Here is a 23,966-nt window from a genome sequence, read left to right on the forward strand (position 1 = left end):
ATAATATAATCAATTCTTAAAATAATCAAATTTATGCATTTTATTTATTAAACTGGGAATACTTTCATTTGAATCTATTTTTAAGAAAGGGTTGAAATATATTATGAGAATTCCAAAACATATAGGGGTTATCCCAGATGGTAATAGACGTTGGGCTGTTGAGAATGGTCTTGGAAAAGATGAAGGATACTTACACGGAATTGACCCTGGGCTTGAACTTTTTAAACTTTGTCAAAAACTAGGTGTTAAAGAAATAACCTATTATGGATTTACAACAGATAATACTAAAAGACCATCCTATCAAAAGGAAGCCTTTATAGATGCTTGTATAAAATCAGTAGAATTAATTGCAAATGAAGATTGTGAAATACTTGTAATGGGAAATTCTGATTCTCCAGTGTTCCCTGAGGAATTAAAGAAATACACTAAGAGAACTAAATTAGGTAAAGGTGGAATCCTAGTTAATTTCCTTGTTAATTATGGTTGGGAATGGGATTTAAACCAGCTTAAGTCTTGCGATATTAAAAGAAAAAACATATATGATAATATTCAATCAAAGGATATATCAAGAATAGACTTATTAATAAGATGGGGTGGTAGACGTCGATTAAGTGGTTTCCTACCAGTTCAATCAGTTTATTCTGATATGTATATAATTGATGATTTATGGCCTAACTTCAAAGAAAGCCAATTTTTAAATGCTCTTAATTGGTATAATGACCAGGATGTTACCTTAGGTGGTTAAAATAAAATTTAAACATACTAGGAGTGTTACTTATGAATAAGAAAAAAGCCATAATAGTAGGGGCTGGAATAGGCGGATTAGCTACTGCAATTCGCCTTCTTATTAATGGATTTGAGGTGGATATCTTCGAAAAAAATTTAAGTGTAGGCGGGAAAGTAAACTTAATTAAGTATAAAGACTTTAAAATAGACTCTTCTGCTTCAATATTTATGATTCCTAAACCTTACTTAGATATATTTAAATATGCCAAAAAAGATTATAAAGATTATATAGAATTAATAGAATTAAAAACTCTTTATAGAGTTTTTACTGATAATAAAAATAACTTTGATATCTATTCTGATTTTTTAAGAACAACAAAATCTTTAGAAAAACTCTTTGAAGATGATAGTTCAAACTATTATAAGTACATATCTGACTCTTACAAAAGATATCTTCTTGTTGATAAATATTTTCTCAATGAAAGTTTTTTTAATTTAAGTTTAAAAAATTTTAAAGCTATACCTCAATTATTTAGAATACAGCCTTTCAAGAACTGTTATAAAACTATTGAAAAATATATACGTAATGAATATTTAAGATCTTTTTTAGCCTTTCAATGTATGTATATTGGTGAGTCACCTATAAAAAGCTCTAATGTTTTTAATTTGATTCCATCAACATCTCAAGTATATGGATTATATTATATTAAAGGTGGAATGTATTCATACGTAAAGGCCTTAGAAAGATTAATTTTAGAATTAGGAGGAAAAATACACCTAAACTCTTATGTTAATACCATATTAATGAAAAAAAATCGTGCAATAGGAATAAGTTCTAATCATGAAAATATATTTTCTGACTTAATAGTTTGTAATGCAGACTTTACTTACAGTGTTCAAAACTTGATTCCTAGAAGTGTTATTAAAAATAAATTTTCTAAAAGAAAACAGGAAAAGCTATCATTCTCTTGTTCAACATTTATAATTCATCTCTTTTTAAAAAAGAAGTATAGAAATCTAAATGTGCATAATATTATTCTAACATTAAATAAAAAAGAAGCCTTTTTAGTTCCTTTTATAGGTGGAAGACTTCCTAAAGAATTCATATATTATATTTATTGTCCAAGTTCAATAGATTCCTCATTAGTTCCTAATGATTGTGAGTGCCTTAATATAACTTTGCGTGTTCCAAATCTAAATAAATATAAATCTAAATGGACAGAAGAGGAAATTAAAGCTTTAAGAAATAAGGTTTTATATGATATAAGTAGAATTAAAGGATTAGAGGACTTAAAAGAAAATATAATTTATGAAAGTTACACTACTCCTATAACTTTTAAAAATGATTTTAATTGCTTTTTTGGAGCTTCCTTTGGACTTAACCACAATCTATTGCAAACTACTGCATTTAGACCTCAATCAAAAATTAAAAACATCAAAAACATATATTTTGTAGGAGATTCCGTTCATCCCGGTTCAGGCATATCAATGTCCTTAATTTCAAGTAAATTATGTGCTAAAAAAATATTATTAGATTTTAAATAATATAAAAAGCATGAGGCTGCATCAATAGTAACTTAAAATAAAAGAGATGTAAATTTACATCTCTTTAAAAATCTTGTATTTCATTTATATTTTCTCTAACTACTTCAGTAAAAACTTCAACTATTTTCGAATCAAATTGAGTACCACTACATCTATTAAGTTCTTCTAATCCTTCATCATAAGTCTTTCTCTTATTATAAGGTCTGCTAGAAGTCATAGCGTCAAAGCTATCCACAACTGTTAAAACTCTCGCTAAATATGGTATATCTTCGCCTTTTAATCCTTCTGGATATCCAAACCCATCATATCTTTCATGATGGTATAATATAAGTGGAACTACTTCCTTTAAAGAATTTACTGATTTTATTATTTCTACTCCATCCTTTGGATGCTGCTTTAAAATCTCCCATTCATCTTTAGTAAGTCTCATCTTCTTAGTTAATATTTCATTAGGTATATTTATTTTACCTATATCATGCATATAAGCACCATATATTAACTGCTTCTTTTCTTTTTCTGAAAGACCTAATTTTTTAGCCATAAGCCTACTGTATACAACCACTCTTTCAACATGACTATATGTATATTTATCCTTTGCATTTATAACACCTATTAAAGTTTTTATAGAAGTTACTAATGCATTTTCCTCTTCATTTAAGTCTTTTTTAAGCTCATCTAAAACAGATATATATGTCTCAACTCTATTTTTATGAAAAAACTTAGCCCTATATAATGCATCATCAGCATATTTAACAAGATCTAATTCATTTTCAGCCTTATCTGGGAACACAGCTATCCCAACTGATACAGTTAAATTAGAATTAGGTTGATTTTCTTGCCCTTCAAAATATGTTTTTTCTATTTTATTTCTTATAGTTTCCGCAATTTTAGTAGCTTCAATTTCAGATGTATTAGGTAATATTATTGCAAATTCTTCTCCTCCATATCTCGCTACCAAATCTCCCTCTCTTGCTACACTTTTAAGTATAGAGCCTATTCTTTTTAATGCTTCATCTCCTCTTTGATGACCATATAAATCGTTGTAATGCTTAAAATAATCTATGTCCATAAATATTAGAGAAAGTTGTTTATTTTCAACTTCACTAATATGCATTTTCTCTCTTAATTTATCATAAAAATATCTATGATTATAAACCCCTGTTAATCCATCTTCATTAACTAACTTTTGTAATTCTTTTATGTGATCATTTTCAGTTTTCACATAAAAACCCAAAGTCCATGCTGTTAGTACAAATACTCCTGCCAGTATTAAATCATTTTGGAAGTACATATTTACCCCATTGTTACCAGCAAAAATCAAATCTATAACTAGAATAATAGCTGATGATACTATAGATACTATACATCCTCTATGCATTCCACCTTGTATTGTAGATGTTATTATAATAAATAAAAATAAAAATTTATTATTGCTAGAATTTGCACCTGAAACTAATATAGCCATTACAAATATAACCATAAATAAAATTATTTCAATCCACTGTATCGCATTTAAATAATCTTTATATTTACTTAAAGATGCTAAACTCCAAAGCATGTAAATTGTTGATAACAAAAATATACTTATTAAAATTGATAAAATACTATAATCTGCTAAAAAATTATTATTATGCTTTATAAGATTAAAAGTATATTGTAAAAAAGCTATGGCCGAAAATAATAATGATGATATCTTTACTATTGATAATATTTCATCAACTTTTTTCTTTCTATTGTCATTTACATCTCTAATCATATTCTGCCTCACTATTAATCATAAAATAAGGTCGGCTTAAACCGACCTTATTTATAAATTCTATTCGTCTCTTAAAGATTTTGGTTCTTCTGGTTGGTGTGTAAACCAAAGACAAGCTGAAGTAGCAACTGTTGTTGCTATTACTGTTGTTAATGCAGCGAATACTGTTAATAAGTTTTTGTTTAATTTTTTCATTGAAACTCATCCCCTCTAAAAATTTATAATATTTTATTTGTAAAAGAATCTATAGTTTTTAACAATATATTTCCTAAAGCTGTAAGAGTCATGCACTGCCATGCTATTCCAAATAAAATACTCAGTATAACTGGCTTAGCAAAAACTACATCTGAATTATAATATAAAATTGTACTCAATAAGACAATAAATAAATATATAGTTAAAATCTTTAAAGATCCTTTTTTCATACGCTTTTTCTTTTTTTCAGTTTTTATTGGTTTATTTGGTGTATCTACTGGTGCATATTTGAAAATTATAAAATATGCAAAAACAAATATTACTACTCCAATAAATATAATAAACTCAAAATTCATATTTACAAAAAAACTGCTTTTAATTAAAAATCCAATACAAATTGAAATTACTATTCCTAATAAAGTACACACATTAGATGATTCTGAGTGTGCGCCTCCTGAATATTTTCTTAATATACTTGCTGTAAATAAAAATATTAAAGCTTCTAAAGCAATATTGAATATTAAACCTAATATTAAAACAGAAATTATTGATATTAATGTTTGTATTAAGGCATATGTTCCATATTGTATAACTTCTTTTCTTTCATTATCGTAATTTAATTCATTAGAAACTTTTTCAGCTACTGCCCTTGATATATTCTCAATCATTTTATCTCAACTTTCCTTTTTTTAATGCTATTAAATAATAGGAAACAACTGTAACAGAAAACATTATAGTTGATGGAATTCCATATATTGTTTTATTGAATGTACTTTTAAATAGAATATCTATATTCTTATTTAAAACATTTTCTATAAGCCATAAGTTTAATCCCTCGCATAAAAACAAAATCATTAAAATTAATATTGATGCTTTTATGCTAACTATTAAATCTATTTTATTTATATTAAATGCTAAAAATATTAAAACAAAAATGTTCAATATAGTATGTACACCATAATTTATAGGTAGTAGTCGTATTAAATAAACTACTAAACTCAATATTAAACTAGATGTCAAATATTCTTTCTTTTCTACTTTTCTATCAGCAAAAGCATACATAGCTAAAATCATTGTAAGCGCCTCTGGTATACCTCTTACTAATGTTTCAAAAAAAGTTACTTTTAGCATTTTTTCCTCCGTTGTCTTAACTAAATATTCTAGTCTGTCTATTCATGCATTCTTCATTTGTTTTTTTAACAGTTACATATATTATTATAACTACAAATACTCGTATAAGTATATCACCTATACTAAGTACACTATATCCAATATCTATTATATCACTTAAAAATTTATAGTTTACTGTACTATTTCCTAAGGTATGTATATCATTTATCTTAGATAAAGTATCTGGTTTAACATATCCAGTTAAATATGTTAGGCTAGGAAAAACTGGCATTTCTCCTCCATTTGCTGCCATTACAAAGTGATTTAGAAATGTCCCAGCAAATAAAAATACTGAACCAATTAAAGCACTTATATACTCTCTATACCAAAAAATAGGTATTAAAAATAAATACATATATATATCTTTAAACCAAGGAGACCATTTTACAACTTCATAATTCCCCATAAATATATTTATTTGAAGAATTATATACATAACCTCTGATATTAATATAGGATAGATTGTCCAACTTTTAAAAAATGGCTTTAAATTATATCCTTTTATTTTTGCAAGTATTAATGCTAAAACTACTGCTTCAACCATTATTTTACTCCTTTAACTTACTGTAAAGCTTTTAACCAATTGTTAAACTCTTTTCATTTAAATTAAATCATATAATTTATATTAAATCAACAATAAAAGCCTATTTTTTACAAAAAAAATACCATTTTTCTCTTTTTTAATGTTAAAAATATCCTTTTTCTATTTTTATTATTTTTTTCTCTTTCTTATTGTTAAATATATTAAAATTAAACTTATAATGACTATAACAATTTTTATATTTTTCTGTGAAGCCTCTATAACCCCATAACTAACTAAAACCTCTAGTAAAATTGATGGTATTTTCCCCAAAAATGTAGCTATTATAAATGTTAGACTATTAACCTTACTCATAGCTGCTGCTAAAGTCACAACTCCAGAAGGTACAAAGGGGAGTAATCTTCCTTCAAATATCAACAAACCAACTCTTTTTCCTTCACTCTCTAGTATTCTATCTATTAATTTATATTTTCCTTCAATATTGTCTACAAACTTATTAACTCCCTTTCTATATACCTTAAAACTTATCCATCCACCTATAACTTCACCTAAAAGAGATATTAAAAAGCCATTTACAGGACCAAAAAATACTATATTGGCTCCAGTAACAAATATAGATGGAATTATTCCAAGTAAAGCTATAATTATACTTATAAATAAACTTATAAATATAGCTATTCCACTATAATTACTAAAAATATTTATTAAACTATCTATTTTCTTCTCCTCCTTTGATTACTCCCTATAAGTTTAATTCCATTACCTTTTCTCCCCCATAGTCTAATTCTCCTGTAAATTTAAAACCTATCTTTTCATAAAGTCTTAAGGCTCCCTTGTTATTTTCAAAAATACTAAGATATATTTTTTTAACTTTAAATTCATTTGCAATATGTTCTATTAGCTTTAATAGACCTTTCTTTCCATAGCCTTTTCCCTGAAATTTATAATCTATCATAAACCTATCTAACCAAACCCTTTTGTCATCATCAAAATATCCATACATAGTAAACCCTATTAATTCTTCTTCTAAGTATATTCCTTTAACAATCCAATTCTCAACATATTTTGATTCTGCAATTGATAATGCATTGCTTTCTATAAAATCACTTTGTTCATCCTTAACCCTTAAATCCACAGCTTCTTTCCAATTTTCTTTATTTATATCCCTAAAATAAAAATTCATTTTCTATTCCTCCTTAAAATTTGTATAAAAATAACTGTCTTATATAAAGACAGTTATTAAAATTAATTTCTCATTATTATATATACAGTATAACTAACATAAAGGGCTACAAGCAATAATCCTTCATATCTAGTTAGTATTTTTTCTTTTTTCTTATTTAAGAAAATTAAAGCTCCTATAAATAATGTTATACCTATAAGAAACATTAAATCTACTGATAAACTTGCTGCTATAGATATAGGACTTATTAAAGATGATACTCCTAGTATTAATAATATATTGAATGTATTAGATCCTAGTATATTACCAAGAGCTATATCATTTTCTCCTTTTTTAGCTGCAACTAAAGAAGTCACAAGTTCTGGAAGAGAAGTTCCTATGGCTACAATAGTTAATCCAACTAATTTTTCACTTAACCCTAATCCTAAAGCAATAGCAGTAGCTGAATCAACAACCACTTTTCCACCTAACACTATACCAATGACTCCTATTATTGATAGAAGAACATTCTTTCCAGTACTATTAGATGATTTTATATTTTCCTCTTCAAACTCTTCTATTTCTGCAGTAACTGCTGCCTCATTATTTCTATCATTGCATCTTTTAACAGTGTAAACTAAATATCCTATATATGTTATACACATTAGAACCAATATAGCACCATCTGTTCTTGATAAAATCTCTTTACTTCCAATTAATCCAGTAAAAGCAAATATGTATAAAATAAATGTTGCTATTATATTTACGATAAAATCATTTTTAATTACACATTTTTTTATTGCTAAAGGAGCTACGATTGCAGTACATCCTAAAGCAGCTAAAAGATTGAATATATTTGAACCTAAAACATTTCCCATAGTAATATCATTGCTACCTTTTAATGCAGCTGATATACTCACTGCAAGCTCTGGTGCACTGGTTCCTAAGGATACAATAGTAAGTCCAATAATAACGGCTGGAACCCCTAACTTCTTAGCTATACCAGAAGCTCCATCAACGAAAAGGTCTGCACCTTTAATAAGTAAAACAAATCCGATTATTAAAAGTATATAGTTCATTAATTCCTCTCCATTCTAAATTAATATCCTCAAATATAGATATTATTAATATAAATTATAAAGATTATTATACTATTTATTTTAATAATTTCCATATTATTAAGGTTTGTTTTCATATAGTTAATAAACTGTCTAAACATCAAAACTTAACTGTTCGCTTTCTTCCATTAGAATATTTTCTTCTAAAGAGGATATTGTTATTCCTAATAACCTTACCTTCTTATTTTTAAAATCCACTAAACTCATAAGCTCTTTAATAAGACCCATTATTTCATCTTTTTTCTTTATGAAATGTTCTAAGGTAATACTTCTAGTTATATGTTTAAAGTCACTAAATTTAATTTTCAAGGTTACTGTCTTTCCTTTTTTATTTAATAGACTTAAATTATCTTGAACTCGCTCTGCTATTCCTTCTAAAATTTGTATCATTTCCTCTTCATCCTCAAGGTCTTCTCTTAAAGTAATTTCTTTACCAATAGATTTTCTAATTCTATATGGATTTACAGACCTATTGTCTATTCCTCTTGCAAACTCATATAGTATCTTTCCTCGTTCACTAAATATTTCAATTAACTCTTCCTCTGAAAATTTTAGTAAGTCCTCTCCCTTAAAAACACCTATATTATTCAATTTATTTTTAGTAACTCTTCCAACTCCAAAAAATTTTCCTATAGGTAAATTCCTTATAAACTCATCTGCTTTATCTTTAGTTATAACCGTTATACCATTAGGCTTTTTATAATCTGATGCCATCTTAGCTAAAAACTTATTAAAAGAAACTCCTGCTGAAGCTGTAAGCCCTATTTCTTTAAATATTCTTTCTTTTATTTCAAGAGCTATTAATGTTGCTGAACCCTTACATTTTTTACTTTTTGTAACATCTATAAAAGCCTCATCAAAGGATAAAGGTTCAACAAGCTCTGAATACTCATGTAAAATATTCATAACTTTCCTAGAAACTTTCTTATAAACATCCATTCTAGGTCTTATAAAAATAGCTTTAGGGCATAACTTATATGCAGTTAAAGAGGGCATAGCTGAATGTATCCCATATTTTCTAGCTTCATAGGAACAAGTTGCAACTACACCTCTTCTATTTGGATCTCCTCCTACGATTAATGGTTTCCCTTTAAATGTAGGATTATCTCTTTGTTCAATAGATGCATAAAAAGCATCCATATCTATATGAATTATCTTTCTATCTTCCTTCATAAAGCCTCCATGCAAACATATGTTCACACATAATTTTACACTAAGATTCTATAAATTCCAATATACTAAAAAACCATTTTAATTATTAACTTATTTTTGATTTTTAGATAGATTTAAAGATATCGCTAAAAATCAATATTCACATAAAACACAAGGTAATTATTTAACCTTTTCCGGCTCTTTGTACTCTATTCCCTTTGTATCTACTTTAATTGACTCTATAACAACATCCTCAACAGGTTTATCATTTGGTCCTACTGATACCTTCTCTATTTCATGTACAACATCTAATCCTTTAGTAACCTTTCCAAAAGCAGCATATTGACCATCTAAATGAGGAGCCTCTTCAGTAACAATAAAAAATTGACTTCCTGCACTGTCTGGATTTTGAGATCTTGCCATAGAAAGAACCCCTTCATCATGCTTTGTATCATTTTCTACTCCATTAGATGAAAATTCTCCCTTTATTGAATATCCTGGTCCTCCTGTTCCTGTTCCATTTGGATCTCCTCCTTGAAGAACAAATCCCTTAACTATTCTATGAATTGTTAATCCATCATAAAACCCACTGTTTGCTAAACTTATGAAGTTATTTACAGTGTTAGGTGCTTTATTAGGATATAGTTCAGCCTCTATGGTTCCAAAGTTCTTAACCTCTATAGTTGCAACTGGTAACTTATCTTCCGATATAGGCTCCTGTGACTTTTTTCCTTCTCCTCCACATCCAATCAACAATAAAGATGACATTGTAACTCCTACAACTATCTTGCTGACTTTTTTTAATAAACTCATTTATTCATTCCCCTTTCTCATTTTTATTAGTCATATGCATTAAATTATACCATCTAAAGCTTTTTATTTTATGTCAAATAAGCTATCAATTTGTTTCTATATAATTAAATTTTCCAAAACAAAAAATTGGTATGTATTCTTAAGTTCTCTTTTTTACAACTTAAAAATACATACCAATTATATTAATTACTATACATCAAGTTCTTCAACTTCAACAGCGAAATTCCCACAGTTTTTACAAACATTTATATTAAGCAAATAGCTTTTATCAACTTTCTTGGCTCTTAATAACTTGTTATATGTAAGTCCTTCATAAGATTTTTCTATATTACTTATTACAAACTTTCCATTTTTAGTGTAGATAAACATATTAAATTCTAAAAAAGGAAAGCTCTTTATTTTTTCATCTAATCCAAATTTACATTCTTCACAAGGTCCATCATAATAAGCCTTTCCAAAACTAACTTTCTCACTGTTATTTAGAATTTCAAAAAGTTTATCTATATCAAAATCATCTACATCTTCATTAAAGAAATAAATTAACTTATCCTCTGATAAATTATATTCTTTTTCATCAAAAGTAAAACTAAACATATTATCATCCTTTCCTATATGTATTTTTAATTATATTATTGCCCATAAATTTATTTAATAACTTTAAATATAATATGTCAAACCATTTTTTTTTATTTTTGTAAGATAATTATTTTCTTTATTAAGTAATTTAAAATAAAAAAGAGTTGTATTAAAACTAACTTAAAATAAAACTTATAAATATATTCCGAGAATTGCTAGATTTCACTAAGAATTTATCTATATATTCTCTTCATACTATTTATAAGTTTTGTTATTTAAAGTTCTGATACAACCGCATTAAAAACTGTATTATAATATAAACCTTTTAATTGTTAATATACTTTTGAAAAATCTCTCCAAAATCTTTAACTATAAAAGCTTCCCTAGCCTTTGATATCCAATCGAAAGCATATTCATTAATTTGTTTAAAATCATTACCTATATTGCTATTTTCAACCCTGTTGCTTCCCATTACTTGTGCGGCAATTTGAAGTGTTTGAGTGCTATGTTCTAATCTTATAGCATTTTCTGCTTTAATTTGTGATATTTTTATTAGAGCCTTATATAAATCTTTTAATTGCTCCAATTGTTTTTTATCAACATCTATTGAAAAATATTTTTCTCCTATAGAAAACTTAATTTCAACATCTAAATCTACAGTTCCAGCTGTTTCTAAAGATACATTTCCTATGTTATTTAAATAGTATTCATATCTATATAAGTTTCTCTTTTTACTAACAGCATTAGCTCCATCTACATGTATTAGCGCCTTGTTAGTAAAACAATATTCATCTGATTTAGATTTTATTAAGAAGTATATTTCCTCTCCATCTTCATGCATTATATAATCATCTGAATCAACCTTATCATAATCTTTTGGACTTATAACCTTTCCTATGTCACTTAATCCTAATGCATCTGATGCTATTTTTTTAAACATCCTAAACACCCCTTTTATTTTTTATTAGATTATAACATATCTAATATAATCTAATTATAAAAAATTTTAAAATACCTATGAAATTTAACTTAAAATAAACTTTTCTATTGCTTTAGCAACACCATCATTTTCATTTGTATCTGTTATATAATCTCCATATTTCTTTATAAAATCAGGAGCATTTCCCATAACTACAGCTAACCCGGCCTCTTCTAACATAGATACATCATTTCCACTGTCGCCAATGCATATTACATCTTCAATTTTTATTCCTAACTTATCTGCAAGTGCTTTAACTGCACTCCCCTTAGAAGTCCCTTTTTTCATAATTTCTATGCATCCCCCCCAGGAAGCATAGACTAAATCTACACCCTCTAAGCTTTCAAACTCATCTTTTGCAGCTTCTATTCCAACTCCATCTTCTTGCTTTATTATTATGAACTTTAGTATATTTTCACCATGCTCATCATAAGCATCCTTTAAATCATCATACTTATAAAATTTTATCTTTTCTTCTTCATCTACCCAACTATTCATAAGTCTATGACTATCATCCTCTGGAATTTCAGTGTCTGCTATTAATCCATCAGTAGAATCCACATACGCTAAAAATTTATATTTTTTTATGATATCACATATTTTAAAATAAGTTTCTCTATCTAATGTTGATTTAAAAATAACTTCCTCTGTATTTTTATCTTTTATATATGACCCATTTGAACATATTAATGGCGCATTAACCCCAATTATATTTCCATATATCCTTGCTGAAGGGAAAACCCTTCCTGTTGATATAGCAATATGTACTCCTTTTTTAATAGCCTTTTTTAAAGCCTCTTTATTTTTCTCACTTACTTTATGCTTTGAATTTAAAAGTGTACCATCCATATCTATACAAACTAACTTATAATTCATTTACCTCTCCCCTTTCTAAATTAAATTTTATATAGCCTTTATTCTTTAATCAATCATTTGCAACCTAATATACAGCTATTAAATAAAAATAGCTACAAACTAATATAATTTACTCTTGCTTTATAGCTTTTTCTATTTTTTCTCATCTTTTATTTTTTAACTACTTGTAATTAATCCCCTTAAACTATTGCCCTAAATAAAAACTTTAAAGAGCTTATATATTCTTTTCCTATACTTTACTAAAAATTTATTACTAACTTTAAAACTAATAAAAAATCAGAGAAAGACACTGCTTTCCCTGATTAAATCTAATTTTATTGATTTTTATATTTTTCTAATTCTGAATCTAACTCTGTATCTGCTGATTTATTTGATTCTGGGCTTGAAGTTCTGTATTTATTTAACTCATCATCTAAGCTTAACTCTTCTAACTTAGCAAACTCATCATCTAAACTTTCACCCTTTAATTCTTCTAAACCTGCTGCATAGCTTTCCTTTTTTGAAATTTTTCTTTCTATATCATCAATATTAATTGAGTTACTCTTGCTTTGAACATTTGCTATTACTTCATTGATTTGTTTTGAAGCCTCAGCATTATTTAATCTAGCAACTGCTTCATCTCTGTAACTTCTTGTCTTGTCTAATTCTTTTTCTAATTCTGTTAGCTTATTTTTTAGAACTTCAGCCTTAGCTTTTTGCCCTTCATAATTTTCTTTTAAAGAAGCAAATTTCTTATCGCTATCTAATTTAAGTCTTAAAGCTTTTTTAGCTAATTCTTCATTTCCCTTACTCATAGCTAGTCTTACTTTCTCATCATATTGAGCTGAATCTTCTTTTGCTTGATTCATTTTCTTTTCAGTCTCTTTTAAATTACCAAATATTTGAGCTGAAGATCTTTTTGCTTCATTAAAAGACTTCTCCATATCTCTTATTTTTTGATCTAACAGCTCTACTGGATTTTCCATTTCATCTAAAGCTGAATTAGTCTTAGCCTTTATCATATTAGAAATTCTATTAAATACTCCCATATTATTACCACCTTTACCGACTTTTTATTAAAATTTATTATACTCTCTCTTCTTTACAATTTCATGTCATAATTATTAATTTTAATTACCTTCTTTTTCTTCTTAATAATACTATTAATAATACTATTAATAAAATTGTTCCAATACCTACAAGTGGTCTTCTTATAAACATAAAACTAAACATGTTTCCAAGCATATTCATTATATTATTTAGCATAAGCATATCAAAAAAGTCGAATCCTCCTGATTTATTGCCCCTATAACTTTTATCTGAACTATTACTTTTCGATTCACTATCGCTTTTTGATTTATTGCTTTCTGAAGAACTTTCCGAGGAATCATTGGGTGCCTTATTATTAAATTTATCAGTAGTAGAATAATTACTATTTCCCTGTGTACTATTTTCTTTAGAGTCTTTTGATCCTTGTCCACTTTCTACGCTACCTGAACTACTTCCTGAGGAAGAATTATTAAACTTATCTGTAGTCGAATAATTACTATTTCCTTGACTTTTTTTCTTGTCACTTGATGAACTACTTGGTTTAGAATATTTCTTAGTTGAATTATAAGAGCTGCTCTTACTTGAACTTTTACTTGAACTTCTTGATCTACTTCCTGATGATTTACTGCCTTTTGCAATAGTATTTTCTATACCAAAAGTTTCTGCTTTAACCTTTTTAATTGGAGAAATATTAAAACAGCCAACTAAAAAGAAAAGAGATATAAAAAATACAATTAATTGTTTATACCGATTATTTTTCTTCACCCTCTTACCCTCCTTAAACTCAACATATATCATTATTATAAATTAATTATTAAAATTTGTATATTTTAAGATTACAAATTAATAATTCTTTGGTAATCCATAATATTATATAATATTGTAAAAAAGTATAACAAATGAGTATAAAAGAATCTTTAGATAAAAAAATCAGAGAAAGTCATGCCCTTCTCTGATTAAATCTAACCTTATTAATTTTTATATTTTTCTAATTCTGAACCCAACTCTGAATCTACTGATTCATTTACTTCTGAACTTGAAGTTTTGTATTTATTTAACTCATCATCTAAACTTAACTCTTCTAACTTAGCAAACTCATCATCTAAGCTTTCACCCTTTAATTCTTCTAATCCTGCTGCATAACTTTCTTTTCTTGAAATACTTCTTTCTATATCATCAACATTAATTGAGTTACTCTTACTTTTAACATTTGCAATTACTTCATTGATTTGTTTTGAAGCCTCAGCATTATTTAATCTAGCAACTGCTTCATCTCTGTAACTTCTTGTCTTGTCTAATTCTTTTTCTAATTCAACTAACTTACTTTTCAAAACTTCAGCTTTAGCTTTTTGACCTTCATAACTTTCTTTTAAAGAAGTAAACTTCTTGTCACTATCAAGTTTAAGTTTTAAAGCTTTTTTAGCTAATTCTTCATTATCCTTACTCATAGCTAGTCTTACTTTTTCATCGTATTGAGCTGAATCTTCTTTTGCTTGGTTCATTTTCTTTTCAGTATCTTTTAAATTACCAAATATTTGAGCTGAAGATCTTTTTGCTTCATTAAAAGCTTTCTCCATATCTCTTATTTTTTGATCCAACAATTCTATTGGATTTTCCATTTCATCTAAAGTTGAATTAGTCTTAGCCTTAATCATGTTTGAAATTCTATTAAATATCCCCATATTATTACCACCTTTGCCGACTTTATATTAAAATCTATTATAATCACTCTTCTTTTTAATTTAGTTCATAACTTCCAATTTTAATTATTTATTTCTTTTTTTTATTATAAGCCCTATTAATACTAGTATTACAAAAATTATTCCCATACCTTTAAATACTGTTTTTATAAACATATTAAAAAAACCTGAACTACCACTATTATAGTTCTTATTAGAATAACTTACCTCTCCCTCAGTGTCTTTTGATTCCTGTTCACTATTTGAACTGCTGCTTGATTCATTGTCGCTTTTTGACTCATTACTTTCTGAAGAACTCTTTGAGGCATAATTTGGTGCCTTGCTATTAAATTTATCCGTAGTAGAATAATTGTTGTTCTTCTGTGTGCTCTTTTCTTTTGAGTCTTGTTCACTCTTTGAACTACTACTATTTGATTTATTATCACTTTTTGATTTATTGCTTTCAGAAGAACTCTTTGAAGAGCTGGCTGGTGCCTTACTATTAAATTTATCCGTTGTAGAATAATTGCTGTTTCCCTGGGTACTCTTCTTATTTGAATCTTGTCCATTCTTAGAACTACTATTTTTTGATTTATCATCACTCTTTGATTTATTATCGCTTTTTGATTTATTATCACTTTTTTGATTATTGCTTCCAGAAGGACTTTTTGAAGAATCCGCCGGTGCCTTACTATTAAATTTATCTGTGGTTGAATAATTACTATTTCCTTGACTCTTTTTTTTATCGCTTGATGAACTACTCTTACTTGAACTTTCAGAGCTACTTTCTGATGATTTATTACTTGATGATGTACTAGTCTTTACACTATTATTTTCTATACCAAAAGTTTCTGCATTAACATTTTTAATTGGAGAAATATTAAAACACCCAACTAAAAAGAAAAGAGATATAAAAAACATAATTAATTGTTTATAACATTTATGTTTATTCACCCTCTTACCCCCTAATCTCAACATATGCCATCATTATAAATTAATTATTTAAATTTGTGTATTTTAAGATTATAAATTCATAATTCTTTTTTATAATTCTTTGATACTTTATGATATTATAAATATGTATTACATAATATGGGGAAGGAGTATAACAAATGAATGCAAAAGAATTTTTAGATAAAGAAAAAACTACCTATGGTAATCTATATAGTCAATTGGTATTTGTTCTAGATGATATTGAAGAATTAAGCGAGGATTCTACTTTAAAAGAAAGAGCTTATTATAAAAACATAAAAATATTAAAAAAATATAATGATTTACTAGATAAAGTTTCTAGAGAATTACCTGAAAAGAAATCTTTCCTATCATTCCTTAATAAATCTAAAGATAATGGAATTATAAAAGAATGTGAAGACTTCAAAAAAACATATAAGGATGCTCTTGAGAAAATATTTGTATGTTCAGAATGCTTATGTGTAAAATGCATAAGAGAATGCGGCTTTAACCCATGTGTATCATGTAATAAAACTGGTAAAGTTAATTATTGTGATAAAAAAAATACTAACCTAATAGTATTTAAAAACTTTATAAAACAGCAATACAATAGTGAAACTAAAGAAAATGAACCTCTTGAAATACTTTGTGAAGTAGAAATGTTAGATATAGACAAGCGTTTTAGAATCATAAAAGAAGTACTAAGTGGACAACAATTTGTGCTTGAATATACTTATGACATAAAAGATGGTGATTTATATAATTCAATCGATGATGTTGATTTATTTAATGAAATAATTGAAATATATGAAAGTAATAAAATATAATAAAAATAAAACCTACATATTTTTAAAACATGTAGGTTTTATTTTTTAATGATATGTTCTATCTAATCATTTTTGCACATACTATCTGCTAAATCCATTATTTTTTTTATCTTATCATTTTTCAAGCTATAGTATTGATATAATCCTCTCTTTTCAGAAACTACAATTCCAGAATCCTTTAATATCTTTAGATGCTGTGATAAATTTGCTTGTGAAAAGTCAATTTCTCCATTTAGCCTACAAACGCATACTGGTCCATCATACAATTTCTCTATTATCTTAACTCTAATTGGACTTGATAAAGCCTTAAATATATCTAAACTTTTGTTTTCCATAAAAGACTAAGCACCTCCTAAATTAAGCATTTACAAACTTAAAGAGTTAATTAAAAAGTAAATCTAATATTTTTTCACCAGCTTTTCTGTTTGTTCCTTTATAAGGGAAGCAATGAATATGTATTGCAGGATTAAAATTAAGCTCTATTATTCCATGATTATCATCTCTTGCTTCCTCATTAATATCATCTATAACCATATCAACTCCAGTTATTACTGCTCTTACAGCCTCAGCTGATTTTAGTGCAACCTTCTTATAACTATCATGTATTTTATCTGTAAAGTCTATGCTGTCTCCACCAGTACTTATATTAGAATTTTCTCTTAGATAAATCTTCTCTTCATCTTTAGGCACATAATCAAAGTTTAATCCTTGATTCTTTAAGAACATCTCTTCTATTTCGCCTAATTTTATTTTTTCTAAAGGAGTTTTATATCCTTTACCTCTTAGTGGATCTTTATTTTTTTCATAAACAAGTTCTCTTATACTTCTTTCCCCATCTCCAATTACATTGGCAGGCTCTCTATGAAGTATTCCAACCACTTCTCCTCCTATTACAAGAAATCTATATTCTTTTCCTGTCATAAACTCCTCTATAAGAATTGAACTATCCTCTCTAAAAGCTATATCAATAGCCTTATCATAATCTTCTTTAGAATAGCTTCCTGTAAATATACTTATCCCTAATCCAAAATTAGTTGATTTAGGCTTTATAACTATTCTTTCATTTTTAAAAAGTCTAAAATCTCTTTTAGCTTCCTCTATATCATCATAATTTTTTCCTTTAGGAACCCTTATATTATTTTCTTTAAGTATTTCCTTAGTTACTAACTTATTTTCCATTATTAATGCAGTTATATATGAATCCTCAGAGGTTTTTGTAGCCTGTTTAACATATTCAATCTTTTCTCCATTGCTAAGAGAAATAAAATTCTCTAACCTATCCATTACATTAAATTCAATTCCTCTTTTCATGGCATCTAATATTAAAATTTGTGTTGATAATTCTAAATCCTCATATCCAATTAAATTAAACTCCTTTTTCTTAAAATCTTCTAGGTATTCTTTAGTTTTTCTCATATGAAAAGCTATATATCCTTCTTCTTTTACATCTTCAAGAAGTTCTTCTGAAAATGTATTCTTAGAATTATTTATTTTTTCTAAAGAATTCTCTATTACTTCTTTGAATTCTCTATTATTAGAAAATAATAAATCTACAATTTCATTCATTTCTTTTAATATTTCTCTTCCCTTATCTTTTAATAGAACAGGAACTCCATTTTCATATATAACTGTATTTTCATTTCTACCACTAACAGCTACTATTTCATAATTTTTAAAGAACTCTTTTTGTTCTTTGCAAGTAATGCTATGATTTTCTTTTAATAAAGTATATATCATGAATAGATGAACTAAATAAAGAGTCTCTTTACTTATTCCTTGAAGATTTAATGGATTTAAATCTAAAAGTCTTACTTCTAAATAATCAATACCTTTAGTTAATAAATTTCCAATCATATCACTACTTCCTAAAGACTTTAATCTTATAGGATTATAATATTCCTTTGCACTTTGTATTTCTTTATCATTAACTAAGTTTCTAATATCATTAGCATATTGCTCTATACTATTATATGAAACACAAAAATCTTTTTTATTCTTATATCCATAATAACTATTTCTTAGGGATGTATCTCCTTTTATGTAATATGAATTACAATCTAACTTATCCCCGTTTTCTTTAATTTCATCCATATAACTTTCATGAAAAACTGGACTTGCTCCTGTTAGATATATTAACAACCAGTTATATTTTTGAAAGTTTCTAGTCATTCTAAGATACATATTATCCTTAAAACTTCTAAAATCTTCTTTTGCTTTAAGCTCTTTATAAAGTAATTGCATAAACTCTTCCTTAAAAGAAAAATTATAATGTATGCCACTTATTACTTGTTTTTTCTTTCCATACCTTTTACTAAGATTTTCTCTATATAATTCATCTTCTTTATTTGCAAGTTTAGCTATTGGTATTTCATCTTCATTTGGCAAAATAGGCGGATTACTTTGTGGCCATAGATATTCTCCATTTTTAATAAGTTCTAAAGATACTACTTTATTCAAATTAGATATAAAGCTATAAACATCTTCTATTGTATTACAAACTGGTGTAACCATTTCTAATTGGCTCTCTGAAAAGTCTGTTTTTATATATGGATTTCTATCTTTATCTCCAAAAGCTTTTGGATGAGGTGTCAAAGCTAATTTTCCGTCCTCTGTAACTCTAACATTCTCCTTTTCTAAACCAAAATTAGCTTTTACAAAGTAATCTTCTAATTTTTCATTTTTTATAACATTAACCAAATCTTTATCTAAATTTATCATTTCTCTCCTCCTAGAACTATCCCTGTCTATATACACTAAATTAAATTTACTCTTATATAAATAAACCATCTATTTATGTATTATTTATGAACTGAAAAACTTTTCTCTTTTTTTATAATTATTAAATCTTTAAATAAAAAAGCACATAAAATAATAATCAAACAAAATACTACTCTAAATAAATATTCATTACTAAATTTACCTTAAATATAACTATATAAGAAACTTCTTATATAGTCAAAACTTTTATTGCCTGCTTTTTCTTTAAAATACTTTTAAAACCTCTCTTTTTCTCTTTATTACTTATTATGCAAATAATTTTTATCATTTAATATTCCCTATTTAATATTTTAAAGTAACTCATTTTTATAATAACCTTTTTTTCTCTTCTTATAATTAACTTAATATAAAATAAATAAAAAAATACAGTATAGTTATTTTCAAATAACTATACTGTATTTAACTATATTTTTTCTAATAACATATCTCCATCTTTTATTAAGTTCTTTTTTCTTAAAAATTTAACAATAATTAAAGATATTAGTGCTGGTAAAATAATTTGAGAAATAAGTATTAATGGAATTGCTCCTTTTCCCATAATAGCAACAGTCTGTATTTGGCCAACTAATCCACTAGTTCCCATTCCTGCTCCAATGCTATTAGATGTTATTTTAAATACTGTTGTTGATAATATTCCTATGATAAAACTTGAAACAACAGTAGGTATTAATATGTACGGATTTTTTACAACATTCCCAAATTGTATTTTAGCTGTACCTATTCCTTGCGCTATAAGTCCTTCTACTCCATTTTCTTTAAAAGAAATAACTGCGAAACCTATCATTTGACAAGAACATCCTACAACGGCAGCCCCTGCTGCTAATCCATTTAATCCTAAGCTAGTAGCCAAAGCCGCTGAACTTATAGGTGAAACTAATACAAGTCCCATAATTGTTGATATTATTGCTCCCATATATATGGGTTGCATCTCTGTTGCCCTATTGATTAAATCTCCAATAATCCCTACAAATTGTGATATTGTTGGAGATATTCCAAGACCAACTATTCCTCCAAATATTATACAGACTATTGGAGTTAATAGTATGTCCACTTTAGTTTTCCCTGCAACTAGCTTTCCTAATAAGACTGTTAGAATAGCTGCTATATATGCCCCCGCAGGATCTCCAACTCCTAAAATCATTGCCCCATCAACGGACTTTATTGCTCCAGCCCCTATACTTCCAGTAACCACACATGAAAATATAACTAAGGGAGATGCTTCTAAAAAGTAAGCAACTGCCGCTCCAATAGCTCCCCCCATAAACACTTTTGCAAAACTACCTAAAGTTATAAATAAGTCAAAGTCTATTAATGTACCTAATTGAACTATTATTGTTCCAACTACAAGAGTTGCAAATAATCCAATCCCCATACCATTTAATGATTTCACCAAAGAATTTTTCATTATAGCCCTCATTTCATATATATTTTTTCTTTTATTCTATTTACATATGAAAACTTTGTCAATATTTTAACATTATTTATTAACTATATCCTTTGATGAAAACTTTGTTTTAAAATCTTTAAAACTGTTAAACAATCTATATAGAATTGGATTTCTTTCATTCATTTCACTTTCAAAGCTATTTTTAGCTAAAGTAATTATAGGGCCTAGAAGATTCATTGTATCTTCATATCCTTGTTGAGCTCTTAATCTCTTTGCATCTATATCTAAGTTTAAAGTTCCACTTATCATACTATCATCTAAACTCTTAGGAATAATCTCTATTATTTGAGCATTTGGATAGAGACTTCTGTCAACTTCTCCTTCTTTAGATAGATGTACTACAATAATTAAATCACAACCTTCCCCATAAACAGGCTGTATAGGTGTATTATCCACCATTCCCCCATCTAAGTATTTTTTTCCCTCAACTTCTGAACTATCATATATTAAAGGTAATGAAGCAGATGCCATTATTATTTCTCTTCCTACTTCTTCATCATAATCGTTAATTCTAAAATATTTAACCTTACAATCTGGTAATTCTGTACACGCTGCATAACATATTTTTCCTGATTCCTTAACCTTGTTTATATCTATAAATTTATTTACAACTTCGTAAGCTCCATCCTTAGGGAAATCACCATTTTCTAATTTATCTGACATGTGCTTTTTTACAAAATTAAGACTCTTTACTCCTAAGGCTAAAGCTACTCCCTTTTTTAATAAGTCAATTTTAGTCATAGGAACTAACTTCTCCATGGTAACTTCATCCCATAAAGCTTGAGCATTATCCATGTCTCCTTGGGCAAATAAAGCTGCATTAAACGCTCCTATAGAAGTCCCAGAAATAACTTTTATATATTTATCTAAGTTCATTTCAACTAGGGCTCTCCAAACGCCTAATTCATATGCACCTTTTCCTCCTCCGCCTGATAATACTAATCCAACTTTCATAATATTTCCTCCATTCATTATTAAATGAATCGTTTCATATCCATAAAGATATTCATTATACTATTTTACTATATTATATAAAAAATTGATAATAAAATCATTATATAAAAAAATAGACTATATGAATTCATCATATAGTCTATTTTATATAACCTTTATATTACAAACTTAAGTAGGAATATTAATCCTAAAATCACAGTGGTTAAACTTATTTCTTTTCTCTTTCCTGAAAATAATTTTAATACTATGTATGATATAACACCAAATACTATACCATCTGATATTGAATAAGCAAATGGCATTATGATTATTGTTAAAAATGCTGGTATAGATTCTGTATAATCATGAAAATCTATCTCTTTTATTGGCTCTATCATAAATAATCCAACTAATATTAATGCTGATGCTGTAACTGCTGGAGTTATAACTGTAAATAAAGGCGCAAAGAATAATGCTAAGAAGAACATAAACGCTGTTGAAACAGCTGTTAAACCAGTTCTTCCTCCTTCTGCTACTCCTGAAGCACTCTCTACGAAAGTACTAACTGTACTTGTTCCTAAACAAGCTCCTATTGTTGTTCCTATAGCATCTGCAAATAATGCTTTCTTCATGTTTGGAACCTTTCCATCCTTATCTACCATTTTAGCCTTTGTAGCAACACCTACTAAAGTTCCTATTGTATCAAACATATCCATAAATAATAATGTAAATAATGCTATTACCATATCCATTGAAAATATATTATGGAAATCAAATTTGAAGAAAGTAGGCTCAAGTGATGGTGGCATACTAACAATATTACTTGGTATCGGAGTTATTCCCATAGGTATTCCTATAATAGCTGTAACTACCATACCAATAAATAAAGCTCCTTTAACATTCTTAGCTATTAAAACACTTGTTATTAATAATCCTATTATTGCTAAAAGTCCTGGTCCTGAAACTATGTTTCCTAATGAAACTATTGTTCCGCCTTCTGTATGTACTACTACTCCAGCTCCCTCTAATCCTATTAAAGCAATGAATAATCCTATACCAACTGATATTGCATTCTTTATACCTGTTGGTATTGAATCTACTATGGCTTCACGTACATTAAATATAGTTAAAAGTATAAATATTATTCCTTCTAATAAAACTGCTGTTAAAGCAAATTCAAATGAATATCCCATCTGAATAACTATTGTATAAGCAAAGAAAGCATTTAAGCCCATTCCTGGAGCCTGTGCAAATGGTAACTTAGCATAAAGTCCCATTATTAAAGTTGCTATTATTGCTGATAAGGCAGTTGCCGTAAACACAGCCCCTTGATCCATTCCTGCCGCTGATAATATTGATGGATTTACTATAAGTATATAAGCCATTGTCATAAAAGTAGTTAATCCAGCAATAAATTCCGTTTTTACATCAGTATTATTTTCCCTAAGCTTGAAGAATTTTTCCATAATCTCACTCTTTCTTTCATTTGTTTTTTCTAAAGCACCTTTAATATATTATCAGATTTTTTATATTTATCAATACTTTTACGAATATTTTTGTCGAAAAAGTGATATTAATAAGTTATTTTGTCCTTTTTTCTAATCAAATACGTATATTAAACTCATTTTATTTTTGAATAATACGTATAAAAACATATTATTCAATCATAAAATTATTCAATAAATACTTTTAAGTTTAATATACGAACTTTTT

Annotated in this window: 25 protein-coding genes; 3 read left to right on the plus strand and 22 right to left on the minus strand. The window is 27.2% G+C overall.

The window, feature by feature from the left end; all coding sequences use genetic code 11:
- Positions 1 to 103 precede the first annotated feature (103 nt).
- Together OIF33_RS02010 and OIF33_RS02015 are read left to right on the plus strand one after the other, a co-directional pair.
- Complete coding sequence (locus tag OIF33_RS02010) at positions 104 to 745, plus strand: undecaprenyl diphosphate synthase family protein (RefSeq protein WP_322502556.1); 642 nt, start codon at positions 104 to 106, stop codon at positions 743 to 745.
- Between the two features lie 32 nt (positions 746 to 777).
- The gene (locus OIF33_RS02015) at positions 778 to 2,271 is read left to right on the plus strand and encodes a phytoene desaturase family protein (RefSeq protein WP_322502557.1); all 1,494 of its coding nucleotides are present in this window, start codon (positions 778 to 780) and stop codon (positions 2,269 to 2,271) included.
- Positions 2,272 to 2,335: 64 nt separating this feature from the next.
- Here OIF33_RS02015 and OIF33_RS02020 read toward each other — a convergent pair whose 3' ends face one another.
- The 17 genes from OIF33_RS02020 to OIF33_RS02100 all read right to left on the minus strand — a co-directional run bounded on the left by OIF33_RS02020 (position 2,336) and on the right by OIF33_RS02100 (position 16,271).
- The gene (locus OIF33_RS02020) at positions 2,336 to 4,027 is read right to left on the minus strand and encodes a diguanylate cyclase (protein WP_322502558.1); all 1,692 of its coding nucleotides are present in this window, start codon (positions 4,025 to 4,027) and stop codon (positions 2,336 to 2,338) included.
- 60 nt (positions 4,028 to 4,087) lie between these two features.
- Positions 4,088 to 4,222: a cyclic lactone autoinducer peptide gene (locus OIF33_RS02025; RefSeq protein ID WP_283704608.1), complete on the minus strand. Its 135-nt coding sequence runs from the start codon at positions 4,220 to 4,222 to the stop codon at positions 4,088 to 4,090.
- A 23-nt stretch (positions 4,223 to 4,245) separates the two neighbouring features.
- Complete coding sequence (locus OIF33_RS02030; RefSeq protein ID WP_322502559.1) at positions 4,246 to 4,890, minus strand: accessory gene regulator ArgB-like protein; 645 nt, start codon at positions 4,888 to 4,890, stop codon at positions 4,246 to 4,248.
- Position 4,891: 1 nt separating this feature from the next.
- Complete coding sequence (locus OIF33_RS02035; RefSeq protein ID WP_322502560.1) at positions 4,892 to 5,353, minus strand: hypothetical protein; 462 nt, start codon at positions 5,351 to 5,353, stop codon at positions 4,892 to 4,894.
- A 16-nt stretch (positions 5,354 to 5,369) separates the two neighbouring features.
- Positions 5,370 to 5,936 carry a DUF5317 domain-containing protein gene (locus tag OIF33_RS02040; protein ID WP_322502561.1) on the minus strand — a complete coding sequence of 189 codons (567 nt, stop codon included), beginning with the start codon at positions 5,934 to 5,936 and terminating at the stop codon, positions 5,370 to 5,372.
- Positions 5,937 to 6,104: 168 nt separating this feature from the next.
- On the minus strand, positions 6,105 to 6,650 hold the full coding sequence (locus tag OIF33_RS02045; protein WP_322503249.1) for a VTT domain-containing protein: 546 nt from the start codon (positions 6,648 to 6,650) through the stop codon (positions 6,105 to 6,107).
- Between the two features lie 25 nt (positions 6,651 to 6,675).
- Entirely contained in the window at positions 6,676 to 7,116 is a 441-nt protein-coding gene (locus OIF33_RS02050; RefSeq protein ID WP_322502562.1) for a GNAT family N-acetyltransferase, read from the minus strand.
- Positions 7,117 to 7,178: 62 nt separating this feature from the next.
- Positions 7,179 to 8,174 carry a calcium/sodium antiporter gene (locus tag OIF33_RS02055; RefSeq protein ID WP_322502563.1) on the minus strand — a complete coding sequence of 332 codons (996 nt, stop codon included), beginning with the start codon at positions 8,172 to 8,174 and terminating at the stop codon, positions 7,179 to 7,181.
- A 132-nt stretch (positions 8,175 to 8,306) separates the two neighbouring features.
- Complete coding sequence (gene dinB / locus OIF33_RS02060) at positions 8,307 to 9,386, minus strand: DNA polymerase IV (protein ID WP_322502564.1); 1,080 nt, start codon at positions 9,384 to 9,386, stop codon at positions 8,307 to 8,309.
- Between the two features lie 159 nt (positions 9,387 to 9,545).
- Complete coding sequence (locus tag OIF33_RS02065) at positions 9,546 to 10,178, minus strand: peptidylprolyl isomerase (RefSeq protein ID WP_322502565.1); 633 nt, start codon at positions 10,176 to 10,178, stop codon at positions 9,546 to 9,548.
- A 189-nt stretch (positions 10,179 to 10,367) separates the two neighbouring features.
- Positions 10,368 to 10,772, minus strand: coding sequence for a DUF3785 family protein (locus OIF33_RS02070; protein ID WP_322502566.1), 405 nt, complete (start codon positions 10,770 to 10,772; stop codon positions 10,368 to 10,370).
- 307 nt (positions 10,773 to 11,079) lie between these two features.
- Positions 11,080 to 11,694: a PH domain-containing protein gene (locus tag OIF33_RS02075; protein ID WP_322502567.1), complete on the minus strand. Its 615-nt coding sequence runs from the start codon at positions 11,692 to 11,694 to the stop codon at positions 11,080 to 11,082.
- Positions 11,695 to 11,778: 84 nt separating this feature from the next.
- Positions 11,779 to 12,609, minus strand: coding sequence for a Cof-type HAD-IIB family hydrolase (locus OIF33_RS02080; protein ID WP_322502568.1), 831 nt, complete (start codon positions 12,607 to 12,609; stop codon positions 11,779 to 11,781).
- A gap of 314 nt (positions 12,610 to 12,923) precedes the next feature.
- Positions 12,924 to 13,637: a PspA/IM30 family protein gene (locus OIF33_RS02085; protein WP_322502569.1), complete on the minus strand. Its 714-nt coding sequence runs from the start codon at positions 13,635 to 13,637 to the stop codon at positions 12,924 to 12,926.
- Positions 13,638 to 13,722: 85 nt separating this feature from the next.
- Complete coding sequence (locus tag OIF33_RS02090) at positions 13,723 to 14,403, minus strand: hypothetical protein (protein WP_322502570.1); 681 nt, start codon at positions 14,401 to 14,403, stop codon at positions 13,723 to 13,725.
- Between the two features lie 206 nt (positions 14,404 to 14,609).
- The gene (locus OIF33_RS02095; RefSeq protein ID WP_322502571.1) at positions 14,610 to 15,320 is read right to left on the minus strand and encodes a PspA/IM30 family protein; all 711 of its coding nucleotides are present in this window, start codon (positions 15,318 to 15,320) and stop codon (positions 14,610 to 14,612) included.
- Positions 15,321 to 15,404: 84 nt separating this feature from the next.
- The gene (locus tag OIF33_RS02100; protein ID WP_322502572.1) at positions 15,405 to 16,271 is read right to left on the minus strand and encodes a hypothetical protein; all 867 of its coding nucleotides are present in this window, start codon (positions 16,269 to 16,271) and stop codon (positions 15,405 to 15,407) included.
- A gap of 158 nt (positions 16,272 to 16,429) precedes the next feature.
- Here OIF33_RS02100 and OIF33_RS02105 point away from each other — a divergent pair, with 158 nt between their 5' ends.
- Entirely contained in the window at positions 16,430 to 17,095 is a 666-nt protein-coding gene (locus OIF33_RS02105; RefSeq protein ID WP_322502573.1) for a hypothetical protein, read from the plus strand.
- Positions 17,096 to 17,157: 62 nt separating this feature from the next.
- Here OIF33_RS02105 and OIF33_RS02110 read toward each other — a convergent pair whose 3' ends face one another.
- From OIF33_RS02110 to OIF33_RS02130, 5 genes are all read right to left on the minus strand, one after another.
- A complete protein-coding gene (locus tag OIF33_RS02110; protein WP_322502574.1) occupies positions 17,158 to 17,430 on the minus strand; it encodes a metalloregulator ArsR/SmtB family transcription factor in 273 nt (90 codons plus the stop codon).
- Positions 17,431 to 17,476: 46 nt separating this feature from the next.
- A complete protein-coding gene (gshAB, locus tag OIF33_RS02115) occupies positions 17,477 to 19,813 on the minus strand; it encodes a bifunctional glutamate--cysteine ligase GshA/glutathione synthetase GshB (RefSeq protein WP_322502575.1) in 2,337 nt (778 codons plus the stop codon).
- Positions 19,814 to 20,276: 463 nt separating this feature from the next.
- Positions 20,277 to 21,278 carry a PTS sugar transporter subunit IIC gene (locus OIF33_RS02120; RefSeq protein WP_322502576.1) on the minus strand — a complete coding sequence of 334 codons (1,002 nt, stop codon included), beginning with the start codon at positions 21,276 to 21,278 and terminating at the stop codon, positions 20,277 to 20,279.
- Positions 21,279 to 21,350: 72 nt separating this feature from the next.
- Complete coding sequence (locus OIF33_RS02125) at positions 21,351 to 22,274, minus strand: patatin-like phospholipase family protein (RefSeq protein WP_322502577.1); 924 nt, start codon at positions 22,272 to 22,274, stop codon at positions 21,351 to 21,353.
- 155 nt (positions 22,275 to 22,429) lie between these two features.
- Positions 22,430 to 23,719 carry an NCS2 family permease gene (locus OIF33_RS02130; protein ID WP_322502578.1) on the minus strand — a complete coding sequence of 430 codons (1,290 nt, stop codon included), beginning with the start codon at positions 23,717 to 23,719 and terminating at the stop codon, positions 22,430 to 22,432.
- Positions 23,720 to 23,966 lie beyond the last annotated feature (247 nt).

The sequence above is a fragment of the Clostridium sp. LIBA-8841 genome (assembly GCF_034439435.1).
Classification (GTDB): domain Bacteria; phylum Bacillota; class Clostridia; order Clostridiales; family Clostridiaceae; genus Sarcina.

Excerpts from the sequence above, each read along its gene's own strand:
- OIF33_RS02120 (WP_322502576.1), bottom strand. The coding sequence starts at position 21,278 with ATGAAAAATTCTTTGGTGAAATCATTAAATGGTATGGGGATTGGATTA.
- OIF33_RS02025 (WP_283704608.1), bottom strand. The coding sequence starts at position 4,222 with ATGAAAAAATTAAACAAAAACTTATTAACAGTATTCGCTGCATTAACA.
- OIF33_RS02080 (WP_322502568.1), bottom strand. The coding sequence starts at position 12,609 with ATGAATTATAAGTTAGTTTGTATAGATATGGATGGTACACTTTTAAAT.
- OIF33_RS02030 (WP_322502559.1), bottom strand. The coding sequence starts at position 4,890 with ATGATTGAGAATATATCAAGGGCAGTAGCTGAAAAAGTTTCTAATGAA.
- OIF33_RS02055 (WP_322502563.1), bottom strand. The coding sequence starts at position 8,174 with ATGAACTATATACTTTTAATAATCGGATTTGTTTTACTTATTAAAGGT.
- OIF33_RS02050 (WP_322502562.1), bottom strand. The coding sequence starts at position 7,116 with ATGAATTTTTATTTTAGGGATATAAATAAAGAAAATTGGAAAGAAGCT.
- gshAB (WP_322502575.1), bottom strand. The coding sequence starts at position 19,813 with ATGATAAATTTAGATAAAGATTTGGTTAATGTTATAAAAAATGAAAAA.
- OIF33_RS02130 (WP_322502578.1), bottom strand. The coding sequence starts at position 23,719 with ATGGAAAAATTCTTCAAGCTTAGGGAAAATAATACTGATGTAAAAACG.
- OIF33_RS02010 (WP_322502556.1), top strand. The coding sequence starts at position 104 with ATGAGAATTCCAAAACATATAGGGGTTATCCCAGATGGTAATAGACGT.
- OIF33_RS02110 (WP_322502574.1), bottom strand. The coding sequence starts at position 17,430 with ATGGAAAACAAAAGTTTAGATATATTTAAGGCTTTATCAAGTCCAATT.
- OIF33_RS02040 (WP_322502561.1), bottom strand. The coding sequence starts at position 5,936 with ATGGTTGAAGCAGTAGTTTTAGCATTAATACTTGCAAAAATAAAAGGA.
- OIF33_RS02085 (WP_322502569.1), bottom strand. The coding sequence starts at position 13,637 with ATGGGAGTATTTAATAGAATTTCTAATATGATAAAGGCTAAGACTAAT.
- OIF33_RS02065 (WP_322502565.1), bottom strand. The coding sequence starts at position 10,178 with ATGAGTTTATTAAAAAAAGTCAGCAAGATAGTTGTAGGAGTTACAATG.
- OIF33_RS02125 (WP_322502577.1), bottom strand. The coding sequence starts at position 22,274 with ATGAAAGTTGGATTAGTATTATCAGGCGGAGGAGGAAAAGGTGCATAT.
- OIF33_RS02105 (WP_322502573.1), top strand. The coding sequence starts at position 16,430 with ATGAATGCAAAAGAATTTTTAGATAAAGAAAAAACTACCTATGGTAAT.
- OIF33_RS02035 (WP_322502560.1), bottom strand. The coding sequence starts at position 5,353 with ATGCTAAAAGTAACTTTTTTTGAAACATTAGTAAGAGGTATACCAGAG.
- OIF33_RS02070 (WP_322502566.1), bottom strand. The coding sequence starts at position 10,772 with ATGTTTAGTTTTACTTTTGATGAAAAAGAATATAATTTATCAGAGGAT.
- dinB (WP_322502564.1), bottom strand. The coding sequence starts at position 9,386 with ATGAAGGAAGATAGAAAGATAATTCATATAGATATGGATGCTTTTTAT.
- OIF33_RS02075 (WP_322502567.1), bottom strand. The coding sequence starts at position 11,694 with ATGTTTAAAAAAATAGCATCAGATGCATTAGGATTAAGTGACATAGGA.
- OIF33_RS02095 (WP_322502571.1), bottom strand. The coding sequence starts at position 15,320 with ATGGGGATATTTAATAGAATTTCAAACATGATTAAGGCTAAGACTAAT.
- OIF33_RS02020 (WP_322502558.1), bottom strand. The coding sequence starts at position 4,027 with ATGATTAGAGATGTAAATGACAATAGAAAGAAAAAAGTTGATGAAATA.
- OIF33_RS02015 (WP_322502557.1), top strand. The coding sequence starts at position 778 with ATGAATAAGAAAAAAGCCATAATAGTAGGGGCTGGAATAGGCGGATTA.